The sequence below is a fragment of the Marinobacter changyiensis genome (genome assembly GCF_009193265.1).
GTDB lineage: Bacteria > Pseudomonadota > Gammaproteobacteria > Pseudomonadales > Oleiphilaceae > Marinobacter > Marinobacter changyiensis.
This window is the reverse complement of the sequence record NZ_VZZZ01000004.1, coordinates 355,523-369,213: the sequence shown is the minus strand read 5'-3', so window position 1 is coordinate 369,213 and position 13,691 is coordinate 355,523. Positions and strand designations below refer to the sequence as shown.

Sequence of the window (13,691 nt, the reverse complement as noted above, 5' to 3'; positions counted from 1 at the left end):
AAAACTACTAGGTATATATCGCAATAATATGTAAAGCGATCATCCGATGAATTTGGGGTGCCGTAGTTTTTCGGGCACATCTCACTGACAGAGGGACAAAAAATGGATAAATACCTCAGTATCACTTTAGTCGCGGCGTTATCGGCAGGGCTGACCGGCTGCTGGCTTGATGGCAGCAGTTCCGACAGCTCCGATTCCACCCCCACCACCAACGTCACTGTTATTCATGCAGCTTCCGATGCTCCCCGGGTAAACGTCAGATCCGGCGACACCATCGTGGTGCCCGGAGCAGACTACAAGCAGGCTGCAAGTCTTGAGGTTCCCGTAGGCAGTGCAAACCTGTCCGTAGACGCAATACTGCCTGGAGGCGACTTGCTCGAAGTCATCGGGCCACTTTCACCTGTGTTGGAGGAAGGCATTGATTACGACGTTATCGCCTTGGGTAATGTCGGTGACGATACATTGGATGCTATCCTGCTCGCTGACGACGGCACCCGACAAATGGCCGACAGTGCCCGGGTTCGCGTAGCGCATCTGGCTTCGCTGGCGCCGGAGGTGGACGTTTATGTTTCGGCCCCCAACGCCGATCTTACCGGGGTGGCTCCGACCATCACCTTCGCATTCCCAACCGCAACAGACCCGATCGAGCTGCCGGCAGGTGACTATCAGATCCGGATTACAATTGCCGGGCAAGATGTCACAGAGGCCGCCAACGTCGCCTTTGACAGCCGTACCGTGCCATTACCTGCGGGTTCAGACTTGCTTATTGGGGCAGTCAACAACACCGGGTTCGGGCAGTCTCCGGTCAGCCTGGTTGTCGAGAATGGCGGTGAGATTATCGAGATTTTTGACGCGGAGGCAGGAGTGGGTTTAAAGGCCGTTCACAATGCGTTCGATGCCGGGCTGGTGGATATTGAGGTTGCCGGCACAGTCGTTGCGTCCGGGGTGCAATTTACTGAGGGATTCCCGGGCCTTGGATTAGGGGCTTACGCAGCCATCCCGGCCAATGAGGAGGTTGATGTCAGCATTATCAGCGGCGGGACACCGGTGATTACCGAAACCGTCAACCGTGCCAACGGATCGGCCGTGACAGCCCTCGCCTCCGGCTCTGCCACCGCAACGTCACTCGAATTGATTGCCTTCGACGACAACAACCGGCCACTGGCTACGGCGGCAAAACTCCGGGTGATTCACGGTGCCTCTGCAGCGCCAAACGTGGATGTTTACCTGGTGCCGGCGGACGCAAACGGAATTGGCAACGCCTCCCCGGTGCTGAGCGATGTGCCCTACCGGGCAAGTTCCGGTTATCTGGAACTGCCCACAGGCGAATATGACGTGTATGTGACCGCAGCCGGTGCCAGCAATCCGGTCATCGACGTTCAGGATATCGCCCTGAAAGCGGGCGGGGTATATACCGCCCTGGCGAGAGATGCAGACGGCACAAGCTTTGAACTTCTTGGTCTGGACAATCTTGCGGTTCCGGTCACTCCAGGCAATTAGGTGGTCCTTAAGGTTCAGAGCTGACAGGGTGTTGGTCACTGTCAGTGACAAGAAGGGCGGTAATGTTCAGTTACCGCCCTTCTTTCTTTACGCACTTTTCTCCAATACTGCTTCAACCACCCTGACCTGGTGCCGCTGTTGCACCAGCACAAGCGACACAAAAGGTCGCGTATGGCAGCACTTTCAGTCTCTCAGGGTTAATCGCGGCTCCGCACTTTTCGCATTCATCCCCGATACCCTCCTCAATCCGCTCCAGAGCGCGATTGACCTTGATGAGCTCGGCCCTCACCTCATTCTCAAGGCCGTCGACCACCTCATCATTCTGTCGTTCAACGGCCTGCTCACTAAAATCGGGATCCAGAGCCCCATCCTCACGATGCTGGTGGGCCTGAAACCGCTTCAGTCTCTCCGCAAGGTCGATTCTGAGTTCTTCCAAAACAAGTTTTCTGTCTGACATAAAAACTCACATCCAGCGAATTAGACAATTCTACTTTATACCCCAGAACAAAAACCGGGCTTGACCCAGGTCATCAGCACCTTAACCCGTTACTTCGACGTTATCGTTGCAACATAGTGGGCAACTGCGCTGATTTGCTCAGGGGTGAGAGATCCCTCGTAGGCGGGCATAATCCCTACACCCCCCGTGACTGCTTTTTTTACCTGCTCAACACTCGGGCCAAGCTCGTCAAGACTGGGGCCGATCTCCCCCGCTGCATTGGCATCCGCAAGGGTATGGCAGATGGTGCAGGAAGGCTGGGCCTGCTCAGAAAACACCTTTCGACCGGCTTCAAGCTGCTCGTCGGCGATCGCCGCCAATGAAACAAAAGGCAACGCGCATAAAAATATCAAGCCTTTCACCGGCATTGACTGCACTCCTTGATAAACACTGCAAAAGCAGGCAACCATCGTAACGCTGCCGGCGGATTACGCGACCTTCACGGTAACGCCGTGGTCCTTCCAGCCATTGTGGCCATAGCCCCGTTCGTTTTCTGTGCGGCCTTCCGGCTGAGTGTCACCATCAACATCGGTCGCCTTGCTTACGATCCGGTGTTCACCGGCACTCAAATCAGCTGCCATAACAAAGGGGCGCCAGGCATAAGGACCAAGGTCCGGGCCCAGAAAACGGGCCGGCTTCCAACTCTCGCCACCGTCTGTCGAGACTTCGACTTTTTCAAGCGCTTTCACGCCACCAAAGGCGACTCCGTAAATCATTGTGCGTCCGCTGCCGGCACTTTCAAGTGGTGCGGTGACCCAGGACTTGACGTTCATTTCCCACATTGAAGGCTGATCGGGTGCACCCGGCACGCCCACATCCCGAATCCGATACCCCGATGCCTGAATCTTGGCGTCAGTCTGTTGTTCAGTGAAGGCGAGGTTCTTGACGTATTTCACGTTATTGACGCCATAGTACCCGGGCACTACAAGACGCAATGGCCCGCCATGAGCCAGAGGTAAGGCTTCGTCGTTAAGTTGCCAGGCCAACAAGGCTGTTTCCAATGCCCTGACAGGAACCGAACGCTCAACCATAACGGTTTTCGGGTCCAGTCCGTCCGGAATTTTCTCACCGCCAGTGCCGGTGATGTACTTCATGCCATCCGCCACACCGCCAAGCTCGGTCACAACGTCTCGTAACGGCACGCCTGTCCAGATTGCGCACCCGGCAGCGCCGACTCCCCACTGGGTGCCGCTCGCACCATGGGGAAAAAACGCCCGGCCATTACCGGAACACTGCAACACTGACGTGAGCGTTTCCACTCCTATCCTTTTTAATTCAGCCACGGATAAAGTCCGGGGGTTCTTCACTCCCTCGATGTGCACTTCCCAGGCATCCGGATCCTGGGTGATCTCTTCATTTGGGGCAGTCAGATTGTTGCGAACAAAAAGCCGGTCACTCGGGGTCACAACACCGCTACCAATGGCCCCGCGTTCAGTTTCCATGGTGTTTGCGCTGTGGACGATGAGTGCACTGGCGTCTTTCCAGCTGGTGTAGTCTGGCAACGTTTTCGCTTCAGCCGCTTTCGCAAGTGGCGTAAAGCCCAGCAATGAAACCGCGGCCATTGCGCCTGCGCTGCCCACCAGAAGACTACGGCGGCTTTGGTTTATCTGGTTGTCAGGTGACTTTGTAAGAGGCAGAGATTGAGGTTCGTGGTTCACGGCACTTCTCCATCTTATTGGGATTAAAGTGGCACCACGGTCCCGGAGTCCGGAATCGTTATATCCTTATGACTTATAGTCTCTGATCAAAATATCGTCAATTTGCTTTAGTGGTGTAAATCCGGCGCCTCGCGCTAGTAAGCTGCAGCGCGAGGCTTCAGCCTCCGCCACTCATCCCACCAAACAGACTGGTCAGGATTATCAGGCCGATTATCCAGCCGATGGCCGCAGGCCAAAAATTGACTGACTGGGGCTTTTCCCCGGAGTTGTCGTCCCCTACATCCCTGCCGGCAGGGCTTTGTCGGGGTTCATCAAAGACACTCGGTGGCTTTACCTCACGCAAAGAATACCAGCCAAACCAGTCAGCCAGAAAATGCGACACTTCCGGCGGGAAGGCGCCGTTTTCGGCCATCGGTCGGACTTCTTTCTCAAGCGCCTCGCCTATTTGCTGCCGGATTGCAGTCTGGTCAGAGGGTGGTTCAGCGAGAATCGCTCTCCAGACCTGAACGTCCTTCGTTCGGTAGCTATCGTTGAGCAATGCCCGGATCTGAATGACCGTCTCCCGCACTACCCTTTGGTCACTTTCGGTCAACGGCCGAACCTCTGTACCGAGGTTTGACTCATCCCCATCAGATTCAGCTGGCTGATCAATGGTAGCTGAAGTATCGGTTTGCTCTTCAACGGCTGGGCGGTCGGGAGCCTGGTCGGTGTCCGATAGCGCTTGCCGGTAGGCATTTTCCAACAACGTCTGATCGCCCTGGGAAGCGAACTTCTGCTGCCGTTCAAAAGCTTCGTCTATGACGGCTCGATCCCGGGTCGGTTCTATTCCAAGTACTTCCCAACAGTTCATTCAATCACACTCCGTATCTGCCTGAGGCGTCTCTACCCAAGAAATTCTTGGCCAGAGGCTTACAACGTCTTAAAGATTAAGCTAAGTTAATCATGCCAACCATATCTACATTATAAAACCCGAATCATGTCTATAGCGCCCATTATCTCGTTACGATCTGCTCATCGAACACTGGTCTTTAGCTTATTACCCGTTTTGGCGGCTACGCCAGTCTGTGGTGACCCGTTGGGTCAGGATTTCGACCAGGGATATTCTTTTCTCTTCGACTCCCCTGTTCCCGAGGTGCTCACCACCACAAGGCTCCGGCAGCCCAAATCAAAGGTGCCCGGCAGCACCACTATTATTCAGGGCGATCTTATTCGAGACCTGGGCATCCTCAACCTGGTTGAGGTGTTCCGTCTGGTGCCCGGTATGACCGTCGCTTACGTTGGCAGCAATAAACCGGTGACCAGCTACCACGGCACTGTTGCTTTTGATCAACGACGACTGCAAGTGCAGATCGACGGTCGCACCGCCTACCAGCCAAGTCTTGCCGGTGTAGAATGGAACACCATGCCAGTGGCGATCGGAGCAATTGAGCGCATTGAAATCAGCCGTGGGCCTAACGCCGCCGCCTATGGTATCAACGCCTTTCTGGGAACCATCAACATCATCACCCGCTCTCCTGCTGACAGTCAGGGTGTGCAACTACACAGCACCATAGGCAGCGGTGGCCACCGGGACCATTATGGGTCCGTTGCCGATGCCGTGGATGACTTCAACTGGCGGCTGTCGTATCAGCGGCGCGAGGACGACGGGTTCGATGAGCAGTCAGCCGAGGCTAATGACAGAAGGACCCCTCCCCCCTTTAATAATGGCTACGAATTCAACCATTTCAACTATGACGCTACCCAGGAATTCGGAACCAGTCAGTCACTGGACTTTCGAGCCGGCATCACCGATGGCATTGATGAAGAGGACAAACTGCGCCTGGGGGAGGACTTCGGAGCACAAAATGATCCAAACATCATCGTGGATGATTACTACCTGCAAACCCGGTGGAACACGATACTGTCGAATGAACACTTCTTCCACGTCCAGGTCGCCTATCAGAATTACAATCGTCGCCAACGCTGGCAAACCTGCGCCGACCTGACCGCGATAGCTGGCGCCCCTCCGGGCACGCCCCCGCTGTGTGCGCACACCAATCAGGATATGGAAGAATCCCGTCTCGAATTTGAAGTCCAGGATACGCTGACGCTATCGCCACGCACGAGGCTGGTGTCTGGAGCCGGTTACCGAGAGGACCGGTTCGAATCCGATACCTTTTTCAACGGCAAAGGCAGTACCTATCAGGCACGACTATTCGCCAACCTTGAGTACACTCCGGTCGATTGGTTAACCTTCAATGCTGGCGGTAACTGGGAGAAAACCACCGGCCTGGACGACACATTCTTCTCGCCGAGGCTGGCAGCGAATTTTCAACTCGCACAAGATCACACCTTGCGATTCGTGTTTTCCAAAGCAGTAAGGACACCGGATGCTTTCGAACAACGCGCTGACTGGGGCTATCGAGCCACAAACGTAGAGCCGGCAGCCTTGTACGGAGGCTTCGAGGGACAGCGGGTTGGCCCCCAATTCCAGGCCCCCGGAACCCTTAGGGAAGAGCGAATTATTTCCCGTGAAATCAGCTATTTTAGCCAATATCGTTTGGCCGGTGGGCTCCTTTCCACAGAGCTCAGGTATTTCTACGATCATTTAAGGGACGTTATCAGCGGTTATCTGATAATTGACGAATGGGACCTCGACAATAATATCGCTCTGGATCAACAGGGCTTTGAAGTAGAAGCATCCATGGAATTCCCCTCAAGTCAGTTCCGGGCGACTTACGCCTACATGGACCAGGACGGCGAATACCGTGGTGTTCCAAAAGCCACTGTTGGTGAGGAAAGGGATTTCATCCAACTAGAGAGTCGTCTTACAGTCCGGCATTCAGGCAGCCTCGCCTGGATTCAACGCTATGATTACGACATTTCTTCAGCCGCTGCGTATTATTTTGCCGATGAGTTCAAAACCGGCCCCTTCGAACGGCTGGACTTAAGATTGGTAAAAAGTGTCTACAGGCCTAGACTGAGCTATGAAGTAGCGGTTGTTTTTCAACACTATATGAACAGCAATCCGATCCTGAGCCAGAACAATATAATCAGGGACAGAAACCAGTTTTTCGTTGAAGGCGGGCTCCGATTCTGAAAGCGTCCATGCCGCTTATGAAAAACCGGAGACCAAACCAGGGCTGGTATGATTCGAGCGTTTAATGAGTTCCCACCACAGGCGAAATGGGACTGGCTGACCTGGCTGGTCTGGTTGATTATCTGCTCGTTACTGATCAGCCCACAGCCCGTCGTAGCCCAGGACTCCGGCAATGACAGCAACACCGGATTGGCGGAAACCCCCATTCTGGTCGCCGGTTCCGCCAATACCGCATTTAACGCACACTTCATCAGTCTGCTTAGCCGCGAAATCGGAGATGGTGCCGATATCAGAACCTATACCGAGGATCGCAGCCTTGCCCGGCCCGATGCCCTCGTGATTACCCTGGGTTCCAGTGCACTAAGTCAAATACAGCAGCAACGGCCGAGCCCGCCAACACTGGCCCTGATGATCAGTGAAGCCCAATTCTCCGGTTATCGGGACCGACCGGGCGGGGTCAGATCTGCCATTTACAATGATTTGCCCTTGCTCCAGCAAGCTCTTCTTGGTCACCTGATTCTACCCCAGGCCACACGCATTGCAGCGCTGGCCCGGCCCGGTATGGAAGCAACCTACGATTCGTTGATTGAATCACTGGCGCGGTTCAGCCTCGAGTTACGAGTATTTCCCGTCGACAGTAATGATGCATTGATTCCCACCTTGTCCAGGGCCCTGAGCTATGGCGATTTTCTTTTGGCGGCCCCGGACGAAATGATTTTTAACCCGAGAACAATCAAGCACATTCTGTTGACCGCCTATCGTAGAAACAGAATTGTCATCGGTCCGGATCGTGCCTTTGTCCGGGCGGGGGCGCTGGCTTCAACATACATCCCACTCCCCATCGTTGCTGCTGATGTCGGCGAGCAAATAGCAGTATACAGGGCCACGGGGAGTTTATTGCCCCCGGCCTACCCTCAGGATTTCGCCGTTGCGGTCAACGATCAGGTTGCCCGTTCCCTGAACATTCCCGTGCCAGCCCCGGGCACCCTTGAAGCCCGCTTGAAAGAGCGGCTCAGTGAGCTGTCGCAAGGAGTTCCTCAATGACGCCGACTAACCGGGGCCGCCGTTCTCTCAGTCGTCAGTTACTTTGGCTGGGGGCTCTACCGGCGATCGTGATGTTTCTGGTACTGATGACATTTTTCACGTCAGCCAGACTGGATGACGCCAGAAAAGACATTTACAACAGCAGCCAGGTGCTTGCGGACAACCTTGGCCCTGCCGTTGAGTACGCGGTGGTTTCCGGCAATGAACAGGCACTTGACCAGATACTGCAACAATCCATGCGACGCAGTGATGTGGAATGGATCCGTGTGGTCGATGTCATGGGAAATCAGGTCGGCTTTGCCTCAAGGGAGAACGGCGATGAGGCAGTCGAAGTAGAAAACCGCGTCCAGATATTCGAATCCGAGATACTCCAGCAACCTTTGACCATGCAAAGTGATGACCGTATCGACTGGCTCGAGCCCGATTACAACCTGGGTTCCGGTGCCCTGCGGGTGGGGACCGTTGAAGTCGGCGTATCGGACCGCCGGCTGGAGGTGCGACGCAGCGATATTATCTGGAGCTCCCTGGGGCTGGGTATGGCCTTGCTGGTCTTTACCCTCCTGGTGGTCAACCAGATGCTTACCCGCATCATAGAACCCGTCAGAGGGCTGTCCAAGCGGGTGCAAGACCTGATGAGGCGGGAATACCATCCGACCCAGATCAGCCACAGAGGTACATCTGCCGAATTTGTGGAGCTGGAACGGAACCTCAACGCGCTATCTGAACATTTGGCTAACCTGAAAGTCTCTCGGGACCAGACGCTCGCAATCTCGGAAAATGCCCGGGAGCGGGCCGAGACTGCCAACCTGGCTAAATCCGAATTCCTGGCAGTAATGAGCCATGAGCTAAGGACCCCTCTTAACGGTGTTCTCGCAATGCTTGAACTGGTCACCGAAGAACCATTGACCGATCGACAACGGGACTACCTGACCACCGCGAGACGGTCCACCGAGGATCTGTTGACCGTTATAAGCGACATTCTGGACTTCTCCCGGGTAGATCGGGGCAAACTGGTGCTTGATTTTCAGAAGTTCGATCTCAGGGAGCTGATCGTAAATTGCACGGCCACGTTCCGGCACCCGGCCGATCAACAGGGCCTGACACTGGCTGCACATTTCGAGGGACTCTGGCCGCAACCGGCTGCCCTTGTCCGCGGGGATGCACCCCGGCTGAGACAGGTGATTGCATGCCTGCTGGACAACGCCATCAAGTTTACCGATGAAGGCGACGTTACCATCACCAGTGAATGGGTGACTCTGGAGGATGGCTGCATGATTCTGAACTGCGAAGTGAAGGATTCCGGTGCCGGTATTCCCAGCGAAAGAATGAAAGAAATGTTCAACAGCTTCGAGCAGCTGGACAGTTCCCACTCCCGCCAACACGGGGGTACCGGCATTGGCCTGGCATTGGTGCAGCGCCTGGTGGAATTGATGGGCGGTCACATACGGGTGGAAACGGACCTTGGAATGGGCTCGTCCTTCAGATTTGAACTGCCATTCGAGATCGCCGAGTCCATAGACGCTCCACCAGCGAGAAAGATCTTGCTACCTGAGCCGGCCCCTGCCCCAGAACACCGTTCGCCGGCCCGCGCCCTGGTCGTTGAAGATAATCCTGTCAATCAGCGTGTAGCCACGGCACTGTTGACGCGTCTGGGTTTTGAAACTGACGCCGTCGATAATGGCCAACAGGCGTTGGATCGTGTGCGGGCCAATCAGGATAACTATGAGGTTATCCTGATGGACTGTCATATGCCGGTAATGGACGGATTTGAAGCTACCCGTTCCATTCGTGAGTGGGAGGTTGCCACCGGACTCAGGTTTACCCCCATCATCGCGTTAACCGCGGATGCTTTGCCAGACACCGAAGCCGCTTGCCACGAAGCGGGAATGAACGATTACCTGGCAAAGCCGGTCAGGAAGGAAAATTTGCGAACCGTCCTGAGCCGATGGCTCCATCTTTAACTTGCCACGGGCTCACGCATAGTCACGAATTCTTCCGCCGACGTTGGGTGGATACCGATGGTGCTATCGAAATCAGCTTTGGTTGCGCCTGCCTTCATGGCGACTGCAATTCCCTGCAGTATCTCTCCGGCATCGGGACCTACCATATGAGCGCCCAGAACCTTGTCGGTCTCATCCTCAACAATCAGTTTCATCAAGCTGCGCTCGTCCCGGCCACTCATGGTGTGTTTCATGGGTTTGAACTCTGACCGGTAAATCCTGAGCTTGCCGTGGGACTGGCAAGCTTCCGATTCCGTTAGCCCGACGGTGCCTATATTCGGTTGGCAGAACACGGCGGTTGGAATACAGCGGTAATCCATCTCACCCTTACCATCACCAAACAATCTGCGCGAAAGCACCATGCCCTGGGCGAGCGCAACCGGCGTCAGCTGAGGAGTGCCGATAACGTCCCCAAGCGCAGAAATGGATGGAACGGCGGTCTGAAAGTGATCATCGACCACGATGTGACCAGACGCATTCAACTGAACTCCTAACTCCTCCAGGCCAAGCCCATCTATCAACGCACGTCGGCCTGTGGCTGCCATCACAAGTCCGGTGGTAATGGAGGTGCCGTCAGACAACTCCACCTGATAATGCGGTCCTTCGAGCTGAACTGATTCAATGGTGACACCAAACTTCAGATCGATACCTTTTTTGCGCAGTTCAGTGGCGGTAAATTGCCGCACATCATCATCGAACCCGCGCAAAAACAGATCGCCCCGATAGATCAGCGTGGTTTCAACGCCGAGCCCCGCCAGGATGCCGGCGAACTCAACAGCAATGTAACCACCGCCCCAAACCACGGCCTGTCGTGGTAGCTGGGGCAGGTAAAACATTTCATTGGAACTCAGAATGCATTCTTTACCCGGCAGATCGGGGGTAACCGGCCAGCCGCCGGTGGCAATGGTGATATTTTCAGCCGTATAGGCCTGGTCACCAACCACGACGGTATGAGCATCCCGGCACGAGGCGGTGCCCTCAATAATGATAACGCCGGCGTTCTCCAGCAATCGCTGGTAGATTCCGTTCAGGCGCTCAATCTCGGCATTCTTGTTGGCGACCAGCGTGGGCCAGTCAAAGGAGACGTCTTCTTTCGGTATTTTCCAGCCGTAACCGGCGGCATCTTCGATATCCTCATGAACATGGGAGCCGTAAACAAACAGCTTTTTGGGCACGCAGCCAACATTAACGCAGGTGCCCCCCAGATACCGGGATTCAATAATCGCAACGCGGGCACCGCGCTGGGCCGACATGCGAGCCAGGCGAACACCGCCGGAACCAGCACCGATAACAATCAGGTCGTAATCAAAGTTCTCAGACACTTTTTCTCCTTAAACTACTTTTTGATGACCCTTCAGGCTGAGCTCGCCTTGCTTATGACGGGGCCAACTTCACGGAACAATACGTAATCTTCGTGAGTACCAAGCTGAATCTTGCCGAGGCTGCGAAATCCCATGGACTCATAGAACGGCAGGTAACGGCTGTTGCCGGTATCCAGAACCAGCCCAGAACCACGGGAGTTTTCGGCACATAGCCGTTCCACGGCCTCCAGAATCATCCGCCCGAGGCCACGGTTCTGATATTTGGGGTGCACACCCATCAGAGGCAGCTGATGCGCAAGCGGTTGCGGCAACAAGGCCTTGATCTGTTCGTGGTAATCAAGATAACGACGGGTCGAAGAGAAGCCTGTGGTCAGCACCATACGAATGCGCCAGCTTAATTGATCAGTCAGATTCAGCCGGAGTTCCGGGTCGCCAATAAAAGCTACCGCCACAAGCGTATCGTCCAACATGATACCGACCGCCTCCTGCCGGAGCTCAAAGTACAGGCTGATCAATTCGCGAATGGTCGCCCGGACGCGCTGGTCATAACCGGGGCGGCGATGGTCGAAAAGATAGCGGAACGTCGGTTCATGCCTGTAGGCCTGATAAAGAATGGACTTGGCCTCGCTCAGAGCCGTGTGATCCAACCTGACGACGACGGGTTCCGCTTTGTTATTCTTGTCAGTATTTACGTGTGCCATGTCTTTGCTCCGCTGCCTGCGCTTTTTCGGTACCGCACCTAAATAATTAGATTTCCAGTGTCAGCCTTACTGACACCTGTCCTGGGGAATTGCCACGGTCCATTGCCGCCTGATCAATGGCGATGCCGTATTCGTTATTCAATGTTTCAAGCCATAGTGCAACCTGGCTGAAGGGTGCATTTTCCAACCACACCCGAATGCCATTCTCCCCGCTTGGTTCGAAGCGCTGCAAAGACAACCCGGCTTCACTGGCGGAGCGGGTGACCGTGGACATTAATGCACGGCCGTCGGTAATTTCAGAAAGCGTCGAAGACTCCGTTCCGGAGGCAGCGATCTGCTGAATAGTGCTCCGGTTGGCCTCCATCCAGGAAACCAGCTCCGCAGCATTTTCCCGCGCGCTGGCGGCTTCATCATGGAAGGTGGACACTGGCCGCCAAATCGCGAAGTAGATAATGAACAGAAAAACCGCGACGGTCAAAGCGACTAACGCCTGCTGATCCCGACGTGGCAACTGATCAAACTGGGCCACCAGTTTCTGGACTGATGGATGTTCAGTGAGCTTGGCCAGCATATCAGCCTCCTGAAATCGTAAGGCGGCCACGGGCACCGCTGGATTCGTTTACCACTGAGCCAATTTCAGCGTTCAGTCCGCTACCGGAAATGCCATTACGAAGAGCGCTCAGCCTGGCGAAGCTGTCTGCCCGTAGATCGACTACAAGCTGCCCTCTGGACCGGCTGTAGTTCACCGTATTGAATTCAACGCTTTCCTTGCCTGGCAGGATGGAATACTGATGCCCCGCCTGCTTCATTAACGCCAGAAAATCCGCATTCGGGCCCTGCTGTTGGGCGAGCCGGAGTTGGCCTTCCAGAACACGCCGGACATTTCCTGCATGAGTCTGGCGATCGTTGGGAAACACCTGCCGATACATAGCCATAGCCTGGTTACGGAGCTCATCTGCCTGCTGGTTGTAATAAATACCCATACCGGCTTCCACGCCAACTTGCAGTAAAAACCACAGGCATGCCACTGCAATGGCCGGACGCCAGGCCCGCAATGTGCTGTTGCCGTCCCCGCTCAGGGCATAAGTGCCCTGACACAGATTTATCGGTGAACAGAGATGATGATGGTGGGCGTGTACCAGCAATTCCAGCGGCATCAGCTCCAGGGTCTGCAAACTCACCGCCAGGCGACCAGAACTCTGAAGGTTTTTCAGTACCGGAGCCTGGGCGTGCAAATCCTCCCGGGTACCGTAGGCCGCCACCCGAACTTGTGTTACCACCTCGTCATCCGGCGGCATGGCCAGGGTGTCGGCGAACATCATCAGGTTTCCGACCTGCATTTTCAGCCACTCACCGCGCTGGTTTGAAAGCAAGGCGCTGTCGCCGTCGAGACAAATTGCCCAGTCATGCTCGCTGACGGGAAGCAAAGACGCATCCGGATAAATTGCCTCCAACCGGGCATGAAACCAGTCGGTGAACAGTTCCGACCACAGCCCCATCCTCTGATGATCAATAGCGGCGACCCGAAAACCTTTGTCTTCCCGGTTGCCAAGAGCCAGATGCATTGTGCTGATATCCTGCGCGAGCTGCTCTTCCACAGCAAACGGCAACGCCTGGCGAACAAACCTGGCCTGTTTTGCCGGAATATCCGCAAAACAGAACAAGACTTCTTCTCCGGGGATCAAACCGATCAGCCGAACATGATCCAACGCATTCTGAGCCAGCGTCTGTTCGATGTGCTCTCGGGTATCGGTGGTTCCCTGAGCTTGCGCATCGCCACTGGCATCGACCAGCACCCAGTTGAAAATCTGGTTCTCGGGTTCATTGATCAGGTCCGCAAACGGTGGTACCGGCCGGACATAAAGGCGGTAAAACATAACTGTGACGTCCT

General features: G+C 55.2%; 12 protein-coding genes. 4 read left to right on the top strand and 8 right to left on the bottom strand.

All coding sequences use genetic code 11. From position 1 onward, the window contains the following. The first annotated feature begins 102 nt into the window (after positions 1 to 102). A complete protein-coding gene (locus F6Y09_RS12840; RefSeq protein WP_152207318.1) occupies positions 103 to 1,500 on the top strand; it encodes a DUF4397 domain-containing protein in 1,398 nt (465 codons plus the stop codon). Positions 1,501 to 1,612: 112 nt separating this feature from the next. Here the strand turns inward: F6Y09_RS12840 and F6Y09_RS12835 are convergent, their stop codons facing one another. The 4 genes from F6Y09_RS12835 to F6Y09_RS12820 form a co-directional block, all read right to left on the bottom strand. Beyond that, complete coding sequence (locus F6Y09_RS12835; protein ID WP_152207317.1) at positions 1,613 to 1,957, bottom strand: TraR/DksA family transcriptional regulator; 345 nt, start codon at positions 1,955 to 1,957, stop codon at positions 1,613 to 1,615. 89 nt (positions 1,958 to 2,046) lie between these two features. Next, complete coding sequence (sorU, locus tag F6Y09_RS12830; RefSeq protein WP_152207316.1) at positions 2,047 to 2,364, bottom strand: SorU family sulfite dehydrogenase c-type cytochrome subunit; 318 nt, start codon at positions 2,362 to 2,364, stop codon at positions 2,047 to 2,049. Between the two features lie 60 nt (positions 2,365 to 2,424). Further along, a complete protein-coding gene (gene sorT, locus F6Y09_RS12825) occupies positions 2,425 to 3,654 on the bottom strand; it encodes a SorT family sulfite dehydrogenase catalytic subunit (protein ID WP_484502623.1) in 1,230 nt (409 codons plus the stop codon). Between the two features lie 157 nt (positions 3,655 to 3,811). Continuing rightward, on the bottom strand, positions 3,812 to 4,504 hold the full coding sequence (locus F6Y09_RS12820) for a J domain-containing protein (RefSeq protein WP_152207314.1): 693 nt from the start codon (positions 4,502 to 4,504) through the stop codon (positions 3,812 to 3,814). Between the two features lie 225 nt (positions 4,505 to 4,729). On the opposite strand from F6Y09_RS12820, the gene F6Y09_RS12815 reads away from it, so the two are divergent. The 3 genes from F6Y09_RS12815 to F6Y09_RS12805 are packed head-to-tail and all read left to right on the top strand — an operon-like array spanning position 4,730 to position 9,738. Next, entirely contained in the window at positions 4,730 to 6,733 is a 2,004-nt protein-coding gene (locus tag F6Y09_RS12815; protein ID WP_246180522.1) for a TonB-dependent receptor plug domain-containing protein, read from the top strand. Between the two features lie 48 nt (positions 6,734 to 6,781). Next, positions 6,782 to 7,777, top strand: a complete 996-nt coding sequence (locus F6Y09_RS12810) for an ABC transporter substrate-binding protein (RefSeq protein ID WP_152207312.1) — start codon at positions 6,782 to 6,784, stop codon at positions 7,775 to 7,777. Further along, the gene (locus F6Y09_RS12805; RefSeq protein ID WP_152207311.1) at positions 7,774 to 9,738 is read left to right on the top strand and encodes an ATP-binding protein; all 1,965 of its coding nucleotides are present in this window, start codon (positions 7,774 to 7,776) and stop codon (positions 9,736 to 9,738) included. Before F6Y09_RS12810 ends, F6Y09_RS12805 begins: the two co-directional genes overlap by 4 nt. Here F6Y09_RS12805 and gorA read toward each other — a convergent pair. From gorA to gspL, 4 genes are read right to left on the bottom strand one after another with little or no spacing between them, the layout of a single operon-like run. After that, positions 9,735 to 11,099: a glutathione-disulfide reductase gene (gene gorA, locus F6Y09_RS12800; protein ID WP_152207310.1), complete on the bottom strand. Its 1,365-nt coding sequence runs from the start codon at positions 11,097 to 11,099 to the stop codon at positions 9,735 to 9,737. The genes F6Y09_RS12805 and gorA overlap by 4 nt on opposite strands. 32 nt (positions 11,100 to 11,131) lie before the next feature. After that, positions 11,132 to 11,800, bottom strand: coding sequence for a GNAT family N-acetyltransferase (locus F6Y09_RS12795; protein WP_152207309.1), 669 nt, complete (start codon positions 11,798 to 11,800; stop codon positions 11,132 to 11,134). A 46-nt stretch (positions 11,801 to 11,846) separates the two neighbouring features. Then, on the bottom strand, positions 11,847 to 12,371 hold the full coding sequence (gspM, locus tag F6Y09_RS12790; protein WP_152207308.1) for a type II secretion system protein GspM: 525 nt from the start codon (positions 12,369 to 12,371) through the stop codon (positions 11,847 to 11,849). Position 12,372: 1 nt separating this feature from the next. Beyond that, complete coding sequence (gene gspL, locus F6Y09_RS12785) at positions 12,373 to 13,677, bottom strand: type II secretion system protein GspL (RefSeq protein ID WP_152207307.1); 1,305 nt, start codon at positions 13,675 to 13,677, stop codon at positions 12,373 to 12,375. Positions 13,678 to 13,691 lie beyond the last annotated feature (14 nt).